This window comes from Niveibacterium terrae (assembly GCF_048213115.1).
Classification (GTDB): Bacteria; Pseudomonadota; Gammaproteobacteria; order Burkholderiales; family Rhodocyclaceae; genus Niveibacterium; species Niveibacterium terrae.
Genome location: NZ_CP172404.1, coordinates 3,649,175 through 3,662,682 on the forward strand (window position 1 = coordinate 3,649,175; position 13,508 = coordinate 3,662,682).

Below are 13,508 nucleotides of genomic sequence, written 5' to 3' on the forward strand. Positions count from 1 at the left end.
GCTGGCTGGGGAACAAGGGTTCGAACCTTGATTAACGGAGTCAGAGTCCGTCGTCCTACCAATTGAACGATTCCCCAATCAGGAGGCCTCAGCTGCGCTGGGGCCTGCAAGGAAGTGCGCAAGTCTAGGATGTTTGGTATTCCATGTCAAGAAAGTCACCGCCCGACGACGCCTTTTTCTCCGAAAAAGCCCGTTTGATGAGCCCGATTCCGGCTCCGGCGGACCACCCGAACGCGGTCTTGAAGGGTCAGCGCGGATGGGTTCCGTGCTGATCGCGCCGCAAGGAATTCCCGGTTCCAGGACCGGCCCGACGCGGCCGGCCCACACTTCCAGAACAAATCTTGATGAGCTTTTCGATGAACAATAAAGAATGTATCCGCACGCGCTTTGCCCCCTCGCCGACCGGTTTTCTGCACATCGGCGGAGCCCGGACGGCGCTTTTCAACTGGCTCTATGCGCGGCACTTTGGTGGCTCTTTTGTCCTTCGCGTCGAGGACACGGATCAGCAGCGTTCGACCGCCGAATCGACGCAAGCGATCCTCGATGCGATGAATTGGCTGGGCCTGGACTGGGACGAAGGCCCGATCTTTCAGGCGGAACGCGTCGAGATTCACCGACAGAAGGTTCGCCAGCTGATCGCGGAGGGAAAGGCCTATTACTGCAACTGCTCTCCGGAGGAACTGGAGGACATGCGCAAGACCGCGCTGCAGCAAGGCCGCAATCCCAAATACGATGGCCGTTGCCGGGACAAGCATCTCGAACAGGGAGCGGACACGGTCGTGCGTTTCCGCTGCCCGGACTCCGGATCGACTGAATTCGACGATCTGATCAAGGGACCGATCAGCTTCAGGAACGAAGAACTCGACGATCTGATCATCGAGCGCAGCGACGGCTATCCCACCTACAATTTCGCGGTCGTCGTCGATGATGCCGAGATGGCGATTACCCACGTCATTCGCGGCGATGACCACATCAACAACACCCCCCGGCAGATCCTTCTCTACCAGGCTCTGGGCTACCCCTTGCCGCGCTTCGGCCACGTCCCGATGATTCTCGGCGATGACAAGGCGCGGCTCAGCAAGCGCCACGGAGCCACGTCCGTCATGGCTTACAAGGACATGGGCTTTCTTCCCGAAGCGCTGGTCAATTACCTCGCCCGCCTGTCCTGGTCTCATGGCGACCAGGAAATCTTCTCCCGCGCAGAGCTGGTTGAACTGTTCGACCTCGATGCGGTCGGCAAGTCGGCGGCCGTCTTCAACCAGGAAAAACTCCTCTGGCTGAACCAGCATTACATCAAGGAATACCCCAGGGACAGCCTCGCTTCGGCGGCCACCGAGTTCTGGAAGGAAAAGAACTTTCCGATCTTCGACAACGCGCTCGCCGAGCAGGCCGCCGCCGATTTCAAGGGGCGCTCAAAGACGATCGTTGAAATCGCGGAAGCCGCAGCCTTCTATTTCCTGGACGAACTCGTCTATGAAGAGGAAGCGGCGAACAAATTCCTGACCCCTGACGCGGCGGCTCCGTTGCGCGCGATCCACGCAGAACTCCCGGCGCTTGCCGACTATACGAAGGACGGGATCGATGCCTTTTTGAGGTCGGTTGCCGAGTCCTGCGGCGTCAAGATGAAGTTTGTCGCCCAGCCCCTGAGGGTGGCCCTTTCGGGGAAAGCGACGAGTCCCGGCCTCGACGAGATGATGATCACGCTCGGCAAGGAACGGACATTGAAGCGCATTCGCGAAGCGCTCAGCTTCATCGCAAAGGACTGACAGCCCGGCGCCAACGTGCTAGACTGCGCCTCTCCGGTGATTCAGAACCGCAACGGCTCCGCATCACCGGATACCACGCAGTCCGTGGTCCCATCGTCTAACGGTTAGGACGCTGGCCTCTCACGCCGGAAATAGGGGTTCGATACCCCTTGGGACTACCAGCGCTTTCGACACCTGTCGGACGCGCTACAGATCGCACAAAGCGACCCGCTTACGATCTGATCAGAACGCCTATCCTCTCTGCGCGAAGTCGCGGCAACTGCGACCGATCAACCGTCAAGCGGATCCGAATCACCTTTTTCGGATCAAAAGCATGGAATATGCGATCCGGCCTGCGACGATAGCCGATTTTCAGACCATCCTTTCCTGGATCACCTCCGCTGAGACATTGAAACTCTGGGGCGGCCCTTCCCTGTCCTTTCCGCCTGCGATCGACCGAAGCTGGCGTGAGATTGAGGCGGGTCCGGAGAACGCTTTCGTCCTTGTCGATCAGCAAGGCCTCGTCGTGGGCTTTGGACAAACGCTCCTGCGCGAACCCGATGCCGTCCATCTCGGCAGGATCATTGTTGCGCCGACCCGCAGAGGGCAAGGCGTAGGGCGTCATCTGTGCAAGGCGCTGTTGCAACTCGCCCTTGAACGTCAGCATCCCTCCCGGATTACACTCAACGTCTACAGGGAAAACGCTTCTGCTTTATCCCTCTATACAGCCCTGGGTTTTGTGCTGAGCACCGAGGATCCGGAGAAGATGTCCTGCTCCATGTACCTGACCCCCTCAGCGATCACCTGTTGATTCCCGGCGAGCTCTGGTCTGACACAGGCCAGAGCTCGCCGGGTCAGTGCACCGCCGACGCGTCGATCGCGCGAGCCGGTCGCGGCGCCAGCCAGATGCTCAGCGCGGCCACGCCGAGAACCGTCGCGAGCAGCATCAGCAGCTGATTGGTCGCGAGCATCACGCTCTGGCTGTGCACCAGATAGTCGAGGGAATCGATGATGCCCGGCTGCTGCATCGCCTGGGCCGGAATGGCGTCGCCGGCCCTGTCCATCGTCGCGACCAGATCGGCGTGGTTAAGCTTGATCTTGTCCTCCCACAGCGTGCTGACCATCGAGGTCGCAATCGCGCCCGCCAGGGTCCGCAGGAAATTCATCAACCCCGCAGCCGAGTTGGTCTCCTTCTCATCGACCGCGGCGAGCGCGACACTCATCAGCGGCACGAAGAAGAAGGGCATGCCGATTCCCATCACCAGCAGCGGCAGCGAAACACTCCAGAAGTCCATGTCGGTGTTGCCGAAGGCCCGCCAGAAAGTGACCACGCCCATCCAGGCCACGCCGAAGAACACCAAGCGGCGCGAGTCGAGCTTCTCGGACATCACCGCGGCCAGCGGCGCGAGGAAGATCGCCAACACGCCGCTCCAGGCGACCGCCAGCCCGGACCAGGTCGCCGTGTAGCCCATGAAGTTCTGCAGCCACAAGGGCGTCAGCACGTTGATGCCGAAGAAGGCGCCGAAGGCCAGGACCAGGGTCAGCAAGCTCATCGAATAGCCGCGATGGCGGAAGACGCGCAGATCGACGACCGGATCGTGGTGGGTCAGCTCCCAGATCAGGAAAGCGGCAAAGCCGATCGCCGCGATGATCGCGAGCACGACGATGTAGGTCGAGGAGAACCAGTCCTTGTCCTTGCCTTCGTCGATCATGATCTGCAGCGCGCTGACCCAGACGATCAGCAAGCCCAGACCGACCTTGTCGATCGGCGCGCGGACGAGCGCGGACTCGTAGCGCTTGAGCAGCCCCCAGGCGAACCAGCCGCCCGCCAGCGCGATCGGCACGTTGAGGAAGAAGACCCAGGACCACGAGACCTGGTCGCACATATAGCCGCCGACGATGGGCCCGAGGATGGGCGCGATCAGCGTCGTCATCGACCACAGCGCGGTCGCCGCGGCGGCCTTGCTCTTCGGGAAGATCTGCAGCAACAGGGTCTGCGACAGCGGCATCAGCGGTCCGCCGGACAGCCCTTGCAGCACGCGAGCGAGCAACAGCATGCCGATCGAACCGGAGAGGCCGCACAGCGTCGAGAACACGCCGAACAAGACCATCGAGGTCGAAAACACCCGCACCGCGCCGAAGCGATTGGCCAGCCAGCCGGTCAAAGGCACCGAGATCGCCTCGGCCACCGCATAGGCGGTGATGACCCAGGTGCCCTGGCTGCTGGTGACCGCCAGCGCGCCGGCGATCGTCGGCACGGCCACGTTGGTGATCGTCATGTTGAGCACGGCGATGAAGTTGCCGGCGGCCAGCAGCAGCGCGGCCACCCACAGCATGCCCCCTTGCAGGGGCTGCTCACCGTTGGGAAGAAGGGCCTGCTTCATCGCAAAGGCCTCACTTGCCGGAACGGGTATCGATGCGCGCATCCATCGACAGGCCGACCTGCAGCGGGTGCGCCTTCAGATCGGCGGGGTCGATATCGATGCGCACCGGCAGGCGCTGCACCACCTTGATCCAGTTGCCGGTCGCGTTCTGCGCCGGAATCGTCGAGAAAGCCGCCCCCGTTCCGCCGGAGAAACCCGCCACGGTGCCGCGGTAGCTGACCTTGTCGCCGTAGATGTCCGCGTGCAGTTCAGCCTTCTGGCCGATCCGCACATTCTCGAGCTGCACTTCCTTGAAGTTGGCGTCGACGTGCATCCGGTCCACCGGCACCACGGTCAGCAGCGGCGCGCCGGCCTGCACGCGCTGGCCGACCTGGACCTGGCGCTTCGCAACGACACCATCGACCGGAGCGCGGACGACGGTGCGCGCCAGATCGACGCGCGCCTGATCGCGCCGGGCGCGCGCCAGCGCCACTTCGGGGTTGTTCTCGGTCGAGCTGTTGTCGATCAATACCGCATTGGCTTCGCGCGAGCCGATCGCGGCGGCGCGGTTGGCGCGGGCCTGGGCCGAGCCGGCGCGGGCCACCTCGAGATTGGCCTTTGCGGTCGCGAACGCGTTCTGGGCCCGGGTCAGCTCGTCCCCCGAAACCGAGCCGGTGCCGGCCAGCGCCTCGCGGCGCTTCAGGTCGATCTGGGCGCGCTCGAAATCGGCTTCGGCCGCCTGGAGCTGGGCTGCGGCGCGCCCCTGATCCGCTTCGCGGCTGGCGATCTGCGCGCTCAGCCCTTCGTCGTTGGCGTGGAAGCCGCGCACGCGGCGCACGGCGCTGGCGTATCCGGCTTCGGCCTGGGCCAGAGCGAGGCGGGCATCGGTATCGTCGATGACGACCAGCGCGTCCCCTTTCCTGACCGCCTGGGTATCGACTACCTTGACCTCGCGCACGGTGCCGCCCACCGACGGCGTGACCTGGGCGATCTCGACCGCGGCATAGGCGTTGTCGGTGCTGACGAAGTGCGACGCATACAGGCTCCAGTAGGAGCCATAGCCGATTCCGGCTGCGACGACGACGGCGCCCAGGGCGAGGAAGAGCTTGCGGCGGTGCGGGCTGGTCTGAGCCTCGACGGCGGCAACGGCGGAGGCTTCGATGCTTGAAATTTGCGACATGTTGATTTCCTTTGGAACGAATTCGGGACTGGGTCAGGACTTATCGGAGCGGAAGCCGCCGCCGAGCGCGCGCGCCATCGCCACATCGATGCTGAAGGCGCGCGACTGCAGATCGCTCAGCTGGCGCTGACTCGCGAGCAGCGCGTCCTCGGCGGTCAGCACGTCGAGGTAGTTCGAGAGCCCGCCGTCGTAGCGATTGCGGGCGATCTGCCAGGCTTCGCGAGCCGCTGCGACAGCCGCCTGGCAACGGTCGAGCTGCCCCGCCAGAGCGCGCCAGCTGACCGCCGAGTCGGCGACTTCGTGCAGCGCTTCGGTCACCGTGGCCTCGTAATTCGCGACCGCCTCGTCGTAGTCGGCGCGCCGCCCCTTGACCTGCGCCTTGAGCCGACCACCGTTGAAGATCGGCAGCGAGATCGCCGGACCGACGCTGCCGATGTCCGAACCGGACTTGAAGAGCTTGTCCAGGCCCAGCGACTGCACGCCGATGAAGGCCGACAGGTTCACGTTCGGATAGAACTCGGCACGGGCAGCATCGATACGCTTGGCGGCCGCTTCGGCGCGCAGACGCGCGGCGACGACATCGGGGCGGCGCCCCAGCAGGTTCAGCGCGAGCTTCTCGGGCAGGCCCGGAGCCCGGTCGAGCTTGATCGTCGGGCGCGCGATCGCCAGCCCGCGATCCGGTCCGGCCCCGAGCAGCGCGGCGATGCGGTTGCGCAGCAGCGCGATCTGCTCATCCGCGGCCAGCAGCTCGCCCTGCGCGCCCGCCATCCGGGAATCGGCCTGCCTGACGCTGCCCAGCGTCTCCAGCCCGTTGGCGTAGCGCTGATGGAACAGCGCGCAGGTCTTGCTGCGCACCTCGACCGCGGCGGCGGCGGTATCGCGCGCAGCGTGGAGTCGGGCCAGCTCCGCGTAGGCGCTGGCCACCGAGGTGCTCAGCATCAGCCTCGCCTGGGCGGCGTCCGCGGCGACGGCGTGACGCTCGGATGTCGCGGCGGCCAGCGCGGCGCGGTTGCGTCCCCAGAAGTCCAGCTCCCAGCTGAAGTCCAGAGTCATCCGGCCATAGTCTTTCCAGCCGTCGGGCAGCGCCGAGCGAGGCATCAGCAGGTTGTAGCTCTGCTTGGCCTCCTCGGCCGACGCATTCGCGCTGACTTGCGGCCCCGTCGCGGAATCGGCCGTCTGCACGCCGGCTTCAGCGCGACGCAGTCTGGCCTCGGCCGCGCGCAGGCTGGGCGAGCCCGCGAGCGCATCGTCGATCAACGCGTCGAGCTGGGCATCCCCATAGCTTTGCCACCAGCGCTCGGGCAGCCAGGCCTGTTCCGGCGCGGCGAGGCTCTGGCTGGCCTCCCACTTTTCCGCGGATTTGATCTGGGGCATCGCTCCCAGCTCGGGCATCTGTGCGCAGGCGGCGAGGGTCAGCAGCCCGACCATCAGCAGCGATGTGCGCAAGCGGGGGAAGGGACTGGAATCGATCTGGAACGGAAGACGGGGGAGCGGCTGGGACACTGCGAGGATCCTTTACGAAACAGTACCGTACAGTTTCGCATTGACAGCATTTGCCGGTCAAGCAAAACTGTACGGGTCTGTCTCAAAGCAATGGGTTAAGAATGCGCATCAAGACTGAATCGCGCCGCCAGGCCATCCTCGATGTCGCCCGCGCGGTATTCCAGGAGCACGGCTTCAACGGCGCATCGATGTCCGAGATCTCGGCGCGCGTCGGCGGCTCAAAAGCGACGCTGTACCGCTACTTCACGTCCAAGGACGAGCTGTTCGTCGAAGTCATGCGCCAGTACGCCGAAGACCTGATGCGCGACATCTTCGAAGAACTCGATGCCTCGGCCGAGCTGCCAGCCAGCCTGCAGAGATTCGGCGAGCGCTTCCTCGACGCGACCTCCCGGCCAGGACTGATCAGCGCCTTCCGGAACGTCTATGCCGAAAGCGGCAAGAGCAGCGTGGGGCGCCTGTTCTATGAGCGCGGACCGCTCGAAGGCCTGCAACAGCTCGCCCGTTACCTGCAGGATTGCATCGCGAGGGGCAAGCTGCGCAGCACCGACCCCACGATCGCGGCCCAGCACCTGTTCGCGCTGCTCAGGGCCGAAAACGTGGAACAGCTCCTGCTCGGCGTCCAGGACACGCTGCCCGCCGAGGACATCCCGGCCATCGTCGCGCGGGCGGTCGACGTCTTCCTGAAGGCCTACGCACCATAAAGCGCTTAAGCTCCTCTTCATTCTCCTTAATGCCCGCGTAATGGAGACCCTCGCAGAATGCAGTCGTGCACTCGCTGACGAAGTGCCAATCTCCCAGGAGCATGAACATGAAAAAGCTGATCGCCGCCCTCTCCGCCCTGACCTTTGCCGCTGGCGTCCTCGCCGCCGAAGCCCCTGCCGCCCCGACCGGTTCGGCTCCCGCCGTGAAGAGCGCGAAGACCGCCACGACCACGGTCAAGAAGGCGCACAAGAAGGCCCCGAAGAAGTCCAAGCAAGCTCCGGCGGTCGGAGGCTCCGCAGCGAAGTAAGCCCCACCGCAGCTTCGTTTCTGTGCAGGGCCGGATCCGCCGAAGATCCGGCTTTTTCTTGGCTATGTCCCTGAAGTGTGTTGCGGGGCGGGCTATGCTGAAGGCATCCTCCGGACACGGAGTCGGATCATGGATGCCCAAGCCTTTCGTCACTGGCTCAAGCGGGCCTGCGAGCTGACGCCCCGCCAGAGGCAGTGCCTGTTCCGGACGCTCGCCCTCCCCACAAGCCCGCTCGGCAAGGGCTCGGCTGCGGCACCGCCCGAGCTTCCGGATCTGCCCGGCTGCCCCCACTGCCATGCCGAAGCGGGCAATCTCAGGCCTTGGGGATTCACGCGCGGCCTGGCGCGCTACCGTTGCCAATGCTGCCAGCGAACCTGCACGGCGCTGACGGGCTCTTCTCTGGCGCGGCTCCAGCACCCGGAAAAATGGAGCGCTTACGCCCAGGCCTTGATCGACGGTCTGTCCGTGCGCGCCGCCGCCCAGCTCTGCGGCCTCAGCAAGAACACGTCCTTCCTCTGGCGGCATCGCTTCCTGGCGCTGATCGCCGAACACCGCGATGCGCATGAAGCCGGGATCGTCGAGGCGGGTGAAACCTTCTTCCGCGAATCCTTCAAGGGCCAGCGGCACATCCCGCGCCCGGCCCATCAGCGCGGCGCACTGGGTAAAGCGCCGGACACGGACGCCGCGCCGATCCCGGTGCTGGTGGTTCGCGACCGCTCGGGGCATACGGCGGACTTCAAACTGGACAGGCTCGATGCGGCGCAGCTCGCCGAACGGTTGAAACCGCTGGTGGATGCCGATGTGCTGCTGTGCACCGATAACGCAGCCGCCTATGCCGGTTTCGCCCGCGCGGCACAGCTCACGCATGTCGCGGTGCCAGCGCAGACAGGGGGGCGCAGCCAGGGCGGTGCGTATCACATCCAGAACGTCAGCGCCTATCACGGCCGGCTGAAGAACTGGATGGGGCGTTTCCACGGCGTGGCCACGCACTACTTGGACCACTATCTGGGCTGGCGCCGCATGCTCGAACGCTACGGCGACGCGATCACCCCGCAGCAATGCCTCGACGAGGCGCTCGGCCGAGGGATGCAACACGACTTGGGGACATAGCCAATCCTTGGGAGACGACGGTCGTGGCGCGCGCATCCGGGTTAAAGTTGAGCCTTCTCCCCCCTTTGCCCGATGCAATGCGCCTCTTCCCGATCCCCCTGCTGAGGCTGACCGGTCTCGGCCTCTTGCTGATGCTCGCCGCCTGCGCCCGCCCGGGCGCGCACCACGAGGAATCCTATGTGTTCGGCACCCGGGTCGAGATCACGACCTGGGGCGTCGAGGAAGCGAAGGCCACGAAGGCCGTCGGCGCTGTGCTGCGCGAATTCGACCGGCTGCACCGCGCGATCCACGCCTGGGAGCCCTCCGAACTGACAGCGGTGAACAGCGCGATCGCCCAGGGACGCGCGGCGACCGTGTCGCCCGAACTGGCGGGAATGCTCGCCGAAGCGAAAGAGATGGCGGCCCGCGGCGACTATCTGTTCGACCCGGCCATCGGCGGCCTGATCGGCCTCTGGGGTTTTCAGAACGATCACTTCGAGGCGCGGCTGCCCGCGCCCGAGGCGGTCGAGAAGCTGCTCAAGGCCCATCCGAGCATGGCCGACGTCGACGTCGTCGGCCATCAGGTCAGCAGCCGCAACCCGGCCGTCAAGATCGACCTGGGCGGTTTCGCGAAGGGCTGGGCGCTGGACCGGGCCGTGACGATCCTGCGCGCGAACGGCGTCGACAATGCGTTGGTCAACATCGGCGGCAACCTGATCGCGCTCGGTTCGAAGGACGGCACGCCGTGGCGCGTCGGCATCCAGCATCCGCGCCGGGGGGGCGCACTGGCGACGCTGAACCTGAAGGACGGCGAAGCGATCGGCACCTCGGGCGACTATCAACGCTTCTTCGACCTGGGCGGCGAGCGCTACTGCCACCTGCTCGATCCGCGCAGCGGCCGCCCGGCCCGGGGAACCGAAAGCCTGAGCATCCTGATCACCGCGCAGAAGAGAGCCGGAACGCTGTCCGATGCGTCGAGCAAACCCGCCTTCATCGACGCCGCGCACTGGCGGCAGAGGCTCAAGGCCTATGGCATCGCCAACGCGCTGAGGGTCGACGCCCGCGGCAACATCGAAGTCACCGCCGCGATGGCCAGGCGGGTCGAGTTTGGCCCCGACCTGCCCAAGCCACGCATCCTTGATTAGGCCGACTTCACCTCATTGACCAGCGCCTCGCCGCGCTCGAAGGCCTGAGCGCTGCCCAGCGTCGTCAGCGCGATCGCATGCAGCGCTTCGCGGGTCAGGAAGCCCTGGTGAGACGTGATCAGCACATTCGGGAAGATCATCAGGCGAGCCAGGATGTCGTCCTGCAGAGGCTGGTCCGAGAGGTCGTGGAAGAACACCCCCTCTTCCTGCTCATAGACGTCCAGCCCGACCCCGCCGACCTGACCGGTCTTGAGCGCCTCGATCAGCGCCGCGGTGTCGATCAGCCCGCCGCGGCTGGTGTTCGCGATCACGACGCCGCGCTTCATCTTCGCCAGAGCCGCTGCGTCGATGACGTGATGGCTCTGCTCGGTCAGCGGCAGGTGCAGCGAGATCACATCGGATTCAGCGAGCACCCGTTCCAGCGACGCATATTCGAAGCCGATTTCCTTCGCGGCCGCAGCGTTCTCGTAGGGATCGTAGGCGAGCAGCTTGCAGCCGAAGCCCTTGGCGATCCGCAGCGCGCACTGACCGATCCGCCCGGCGCCCAGAGCGCCGTAAGTCTTGCCGTGCAGCGTGAAGCCTTCGAGCCCGTCGAGCGAGAAATTCTGTTCGCGGACCCGGTTGTAGGCGCGGTGGGTCTTGCGGATCAGCGTCAGCAGCAGCGCGAAGTTGTGCTCGGCCACTGCTTCCGGCGAGTAGGCCGGCACCCGGACGACCTTGATGCCGAGCCGGATCGCCGCGTCGATATCGACACCGTTGAAGCCGGCCGCGCGCAGCGCGACCAGGCGGACGCCGAACTCGGCGAGCCGTTCGAGAACCTTCTCGGTCAGCCGGCAGTTGACGAAGGGGCAGACCGCGTCGAAGCCATGCGCCAGCTCGACCGTCTTCTCGTGCAGGCGCTCCTCGAAGAATTCGAGCTCGTGGCCGAATTCGACATTCGCAGCGGTCAGAGCCGCGACGTCATAGGGGTGGGTGTCAAAGACGGCGATGCGCATGGCTGACTCCTTGAAAGTGACAGTCTTTCGACCGGGGCTGCTCTATTTCGTTCAATGAAAACACGTTTCATCTAGCGGAACAAGCTCGCGCACGGGCGGTACAAGGCCATCTTCTCACGCAGAGCCGCAGAGCCGCAGAGAGTCAAGGCGGAATCGCCTTCGATCATTCCGATCCAGCTCAGACAGTCGGGTCGGCGCTGGGCAGGAATTCGCTGTTGTCGTCAGGAGTCTGATCGACGAACCAACCGTAGCCGGCGGCATCGGTGTCGAGCGTGATCCGCGGGTCTGTCAAACGAACTGTGTAAATTCCCAATCACAGCGCATTTAGCGGCACGCGCTCTTCGCCGAACATTACCTGGAAGCTCTGCAGAGCGGGCTTCCAGTGGTGGATTGCCTTCCAGCCTTTCGAGGCTTCCCGGATCGCCAGGAACAGCGATTTGAGCGCCGAGTCGTCGTTCGGGAAGATCCGTCGGTTGCGCGTGAGCTTGCGCATGACCATGTTCAGAGATTCGATCGCATTGGTCGTATAGATCACCTTGCGGATCTGCGGCAGGAACTGGAAGAACGGAATGACATTGTCCCAATTGCCCCGCCACAATCGCACGACCGCCCGATATTTCTCGCCCCATTCGGTCTCGAACGCATCGAGTTCGGCAGAGGCCTCCTCGGCGCTCGCCGACTGGTAAATGCGCTTGAGCGCGGCCACCACCGCCTTGCTGTCGCGCGTTGCGACATAGCGCAGACTGGCGCGCACCAGATGCACGATGCACAGCTGCGTGAGCGTATTCGGAAACACCGCATTAACCGCTTCCGGCAAGCCTTTGAGCCCATCCATGCTGGCGATGTAGATGTCCTGCACACCGCGATGGCGCAGCTCGGTGAGCACCGACAGCCAGAACTTGGCCCCTTCGTTCTCGTTGAGCCACAGTCCCAGCACTTCCTTCTCGCCGCGCAGATTCACCCCGAGCACCACATGCGCGGCTTTGTTGATGACCTGCTTGTTCTGCTGAACTTTCACGACGATTCCGTCGAGCCAGACGATCGGATAGATCGCTTCGAGCGGTCGGTTCTGCCAGGCGCGCGCTTCGTCGAGCACCGCGTCGGTCACCTGCGCGATCAGCGCGTGCGAGATCGTCACGCCATACAGATCGACCAACGCGGATTCGATGTCCCGCGTGGTCATCCCCTTGGCGTACAGCGTCAGGATCTTCTCTTCCATCCCCGCCAGGCGCACCTGACGCTTCTTGACCAGCTGCGGCTCGAAGCTGCCCGAGCGATCGCGCGGCGTCTCGATCTGCAAGTCGCCCACTTCGCTCTGCACCGTCTTGCGGCTCTTGCCATTGCGCCGGTTGTTTCCCGCATCCTCGGGCGCCGACTCGTTCTGCGCGTAGCCCAGATGCGTTTGCATCTCCGCTTCCAGCGAGCGGTTGATCATGTGCTGCAGCATCTGCGAGTACAGCGACGCCATCTCCTTCGGATCCCGGCACTCGCCCACCAACGCGTCCAACTGCTCCGGTGTCAGCTTCATGTAACGCCTCCTTGCCCTGTCTGGGCTCTATCGTCTCAGAGGTCAGTTACACAGTTCAATTTACAGACTCTGATCCGCGCATCCGCGCCGGTGCCTATAGTTTGGCCGAGCATCGCGCTGCCCAGGTCGACCGTGGTGACCTTCAAGCCGCTAGCCAAACTCCGGGCAAGCAGAGCTTGAAGATTGGCGTCAGAACCCGTATCGAGGGATATTTTCCATTCCACTTTTGGGCAATACTTTCTGGATTGAAATCCTTCCTCATCCGTTCGATTGGGTTGAACAACGACGAAATAGACAACCCGAACCGTCTCCTTACCAACAGAAACAACGAACTCAAAACGATCTTTACCAAGATATCCATGCTCAGGATAATAAGCATAAACATCAAACCCACTCGCATTTTTTTCGTGCTTTAATTGTCCGTTGAGCGGCTGCCTGACAACGCGCACACCACCAAAAGAAGGCGATACTTTTTTCTTTTCATAAAAATCAAAATAGCTTTGTGCGCTTCCATCCGGCTGGACTATTAATGGTTGCCGCACATCTTTCCGTATTTGTTCGGTCGGCAGACACACACCCATCGCCTTCTCTTTTCCCACAGCAGGCGCAGCAGCCACCAACACAGCAGGCGTCCCAAAGTTAGGGACATCCACATAACTCATATCCACACCAACCTCCTGAAAGCCTAGATCCCGAGCCGCCGCAAAAGCCAGCCCCGTCAAACATAGAGACTGCCCTCCCATGTTTGCTCTGATTTCTGCGGCAAGAGAATGAGGCGGCGTAATGATTTCAACCCGAGCTGTTGTTTTGCAAAACAACAGGGGCAGGTCTCAATACCGTTCATTTAGTACAGACAATTCGTTAAAAACGAAAACTTACGCGATGTACTCACCAGTGAAGAAAGCCGGGGTCTTGCATTCGATCATTTTTATGCAAGTCATGACCCCGCCC

The 13,508-nt window shown here is 63.5% G+C and carries 12 protein-coding genes and 2 tRNA genes; 7 read left to right on the forward strand and 7 right to left on the reverse strand.

All coding sequences use genetic code 11. The features are described 5' to 3' along the window. Window positions 1–2: 2 nt before the first annotated feature. A tRNA-Gln gene (locus ACHFB9_RS16875) sits at window positions 3–77 on the reverse strand. A 279-nt stretch (window positions 78–356) separates the two neighbouring features. Here ACHFB9_RS16875 and gltX point away from each other — a divergent pair. From gltX to ACHFB9_RS16890, 3 genes are all read left to right on the forward strand, one after another. Further along, window positions 357–1,766, forward strand: a complete 1,410-nt coding sequence (gene gltX / locus ACHFB9_RS16880; RefSeq protein ID WP_417068682.1) for a glutamate--tRNA ligase — start codon at window positions 357–359, stop codon at window positions 1,764–1,766. Between the two features lie 86 nt (window positions 1,767–1,852). Continuing rightward, window positions 1,853–1,927 (forward strand) — tRNA-Glu (locus ACHFB9_RS16885). A 152-nt stretch (window positions 1,928–2,079) separates the two neighbouring features. Further along, entirely contained in the window at window positions 2,080–2,556 is a 477-nt protein-coding gene (locus ACHFB9_RS16890; RefSeq protein WP_417068683.1) for a GNAT family N-acetyltransferase, read from the forward strand. A 43-nt stretch (window positions 2,557–2,599) separates the two neighbouring features. Here ACHFB9_RS16890 and ACHFB9_RS16895 read toward each other — a convergent pair whose 3' ends face one another. The 3 genes from ACHFB9_RS16895 to ACHFB9_RS16905 are packed head-to-tail and all read right to left on the reverse strand — an operon-like array spanning window position 2,600 to window position 6,791. After that, entirely contained in the window at window positions 2,600–4,129 is a 1,530-nt protein-coding gene (locus ACHFB9_RS16895; RefSeq protein ID WP_417068684.1) for a DHA2 family efflux MFS transporter permease subunit, read from the reverse strand. 10 nt (window positions 4,130–4,139) lie between these two features. Continuing rightward, window positions 4,140–5,288 carry an HlyD family efflux transporter periplasmic adaptor subunit gene (locus tag ACHFB9_RS16900; protein WP_417068685.1) on the reverse strand — a complete coding sequence of 383 codons (1,149 nt, stop codon included), beginning with the start codon at window positions 5,286–5,288 and terminating at the stop codon, window positions 4,140–4,142. A gap of 33 nt (window positions 5,289–5,321) precedes the next feature. Then, window positions 5,322–6,791, reverse strand: a complete 1,470-nt coding sequence (locus ACHFB9_RS16905; protein WP_417068686.1) for an efflux transporter outer membrane subunit — start codon at window positions 6,789–6,791, stop codon at window positions 5,322–5,324. 101 nt (window positions 6,792–6,892) lie between these two features. Here ACHFB9_RS16905 and ACHFB9_RS16910 point away from each other — a divergent pair, with 101 nt between their 5' ends. The 4 genes from ACHFB9_RS16910 to ACHFB9_RS16925 all read left to right on the forward strand — a co-directional run bounded on the left by ACHFB9_RS16910 (window position 6,893) and on the right by ACHFB9_RS16925 (window position 10,034). Further along, entirely contained in the window at window positions 6,893–7,492 is a 600-nt protein-coding gene (locus ACHFB9_RS16910; RefSeq protein WP_417068687.1) for a TetR/AcrR family transcriptional regulator, read from the forward strand. Window positions 7,493–7,599: 107 nt separating this feature from the next. After that, on the forward strand, window positions 7,600–7,800 hold the full coding sequence (locus tag ACHFB9_RS16915; protein ID WP_417068688.1) for a hypothetical protein: 201 nt from the start codon (window positions 7,600–7,602) through the stop codon (window positions 7,798–7,800). Between the two features lie 129 nt (window positions 7,801–7,929). Next, entirely contained in the window at window positions 7,930–8,910 is a 981-nt protein-coding gene (locus tag ACHFB9_RS16920) for an IS1595 family transposase (RefSeq protein WP_417068689.1), read from the forward strand. A 47-nt stretch (window positions 8,911–8,957) separates the two neighbouring features. Beyond that, window positions 8,958–10,034: an FAD:protein FMN transferase gene (locus tag ACHFB9_RS16925; RefSeq protein WP_417068690.1), complete on the forward strand. Its 1,077-nt coding sequence runs from the start codon at window positions 8,958–8,960 to the stop codon at window positions 10,032–10,034. On the opposite strand, the gene ACHFB9_RS16930 is transcribed toward ACHFB9_RS16925, so the two are convergent. From ACHFB9_RS16930 to ACHFB9_RS16940, 3 genes are all read right to left on the reverse strand, one after another. Further along, window positions 10,031–11,029, reverse strand: coding sequence for a 2-hydroxyacid dehydrogenase (locus ACHFB9_RS16930; RefSeq protein ID WP_417068691.1), 999 nt, complete (start codon window positions 11,027–11,029; stop codon window positions 10,031–10,033). The two genes, ACHFB9_RS16925 and ACHFB9_RS16930, sit on opposite strands and share 4 nt — an antisense overlap. A gap of 313 nt (window positions 11,030–11,342) precedes the next feature. Continuing rightward, a complete protein-coding gene (locus ACHFB9_RS16935; RefSeq protein WP_417068692.1) occupies window positions 11,343–12,557 on the reverse strand; it encodes an IS256 family transposase in 1,215 nt (404 codons plus the stop codon). Window positions 12,558–12,592: 35 nt separating this feature from the next. Further along, the gene (locus tag ACHFB9_RS16940) at window positions 12,593–13,225 is read right to left on the reverse strand and encodes a hypothetical protein (RefSeq protein ID WP_417068693.1); all 633 of its coding nucleotides are present in this window, start codon (window positions 13,223–13,225) and stop codon (window positions 12,593–12,595) included. Between the last annotated feature and the right edge of the window lie 283 nt (window positions 13,226–13,508).

Excerpts from the sequence above, each read along its gene's own strand:
- ACHFB9_RS16910 (WP_417068687.1), top strand. The coding sequence starts at position 6,893 with ATGCGCATCAAGACTGAATCGCGCCGCCAGGCCATCCTCGATGTCGCC.
- ACHFB9_RS16935 (WP_417068692.1), bottom strand. The coding sequence starts at position 12,557 with ATGAAGCTGACACCGGAGCAGTTGGACGCGTTGGTGGGCGAGTGCCGG.
- ACHFB9_RS16895 (WP_417068684.1), bottom strand. The coding sequence starts at position 4,129 with ATGAAGCAGGCCCTTCTTCCCAACGGTGAGCAGCCCCTGCAAGGGGGC.
- gltX (WP_417068682.1), top strand. The coding sequence starts at position 357 with ATGAACAATAAAGAATGTATCCGCACGCGCTTTGCCCCCTCGCCGACC.
- ACHFB9_RS16915 (WP_417068688.1), top strand. The coding sequence starts at position 7,600 with ATGAAAAAGCTGATCGCCGCCCTCTCCGCCCTGACCTTTGCCGCTGGC.
- ACHFB9_RS16900 (WP_417068685.1), bottom strand. The coding sequence starts at position 5,288 with ATGTCGCAAATTTCAAGCATCGAAGCCTCCGCCGTTGCCGCCGTCGAG.
- ACHFB9_RS16890 (WP_417068683.1), top strand. The coding sequence starts at position 2,080 with ATGGAATATGCGATCCGGCCTGCGACGATAGCCGATTTTCAGACCATC.
- ACHFB9_RS16920 (WP_417068689.1), top strand. The coding sequence starts at position 7,930 with ATGGATGCCCAAGCCTTTCGTCACTGGCTCAAGCGGGCCTGCGAGCTG.
- ACHFB9_RS16930 (WP_417068691.1), bottom strand. The coding sequence starts at position 11,029 with ATGCGCATCGCCGTCTTTGACACCCACCCCTATGACGTCGCGGCTCTG.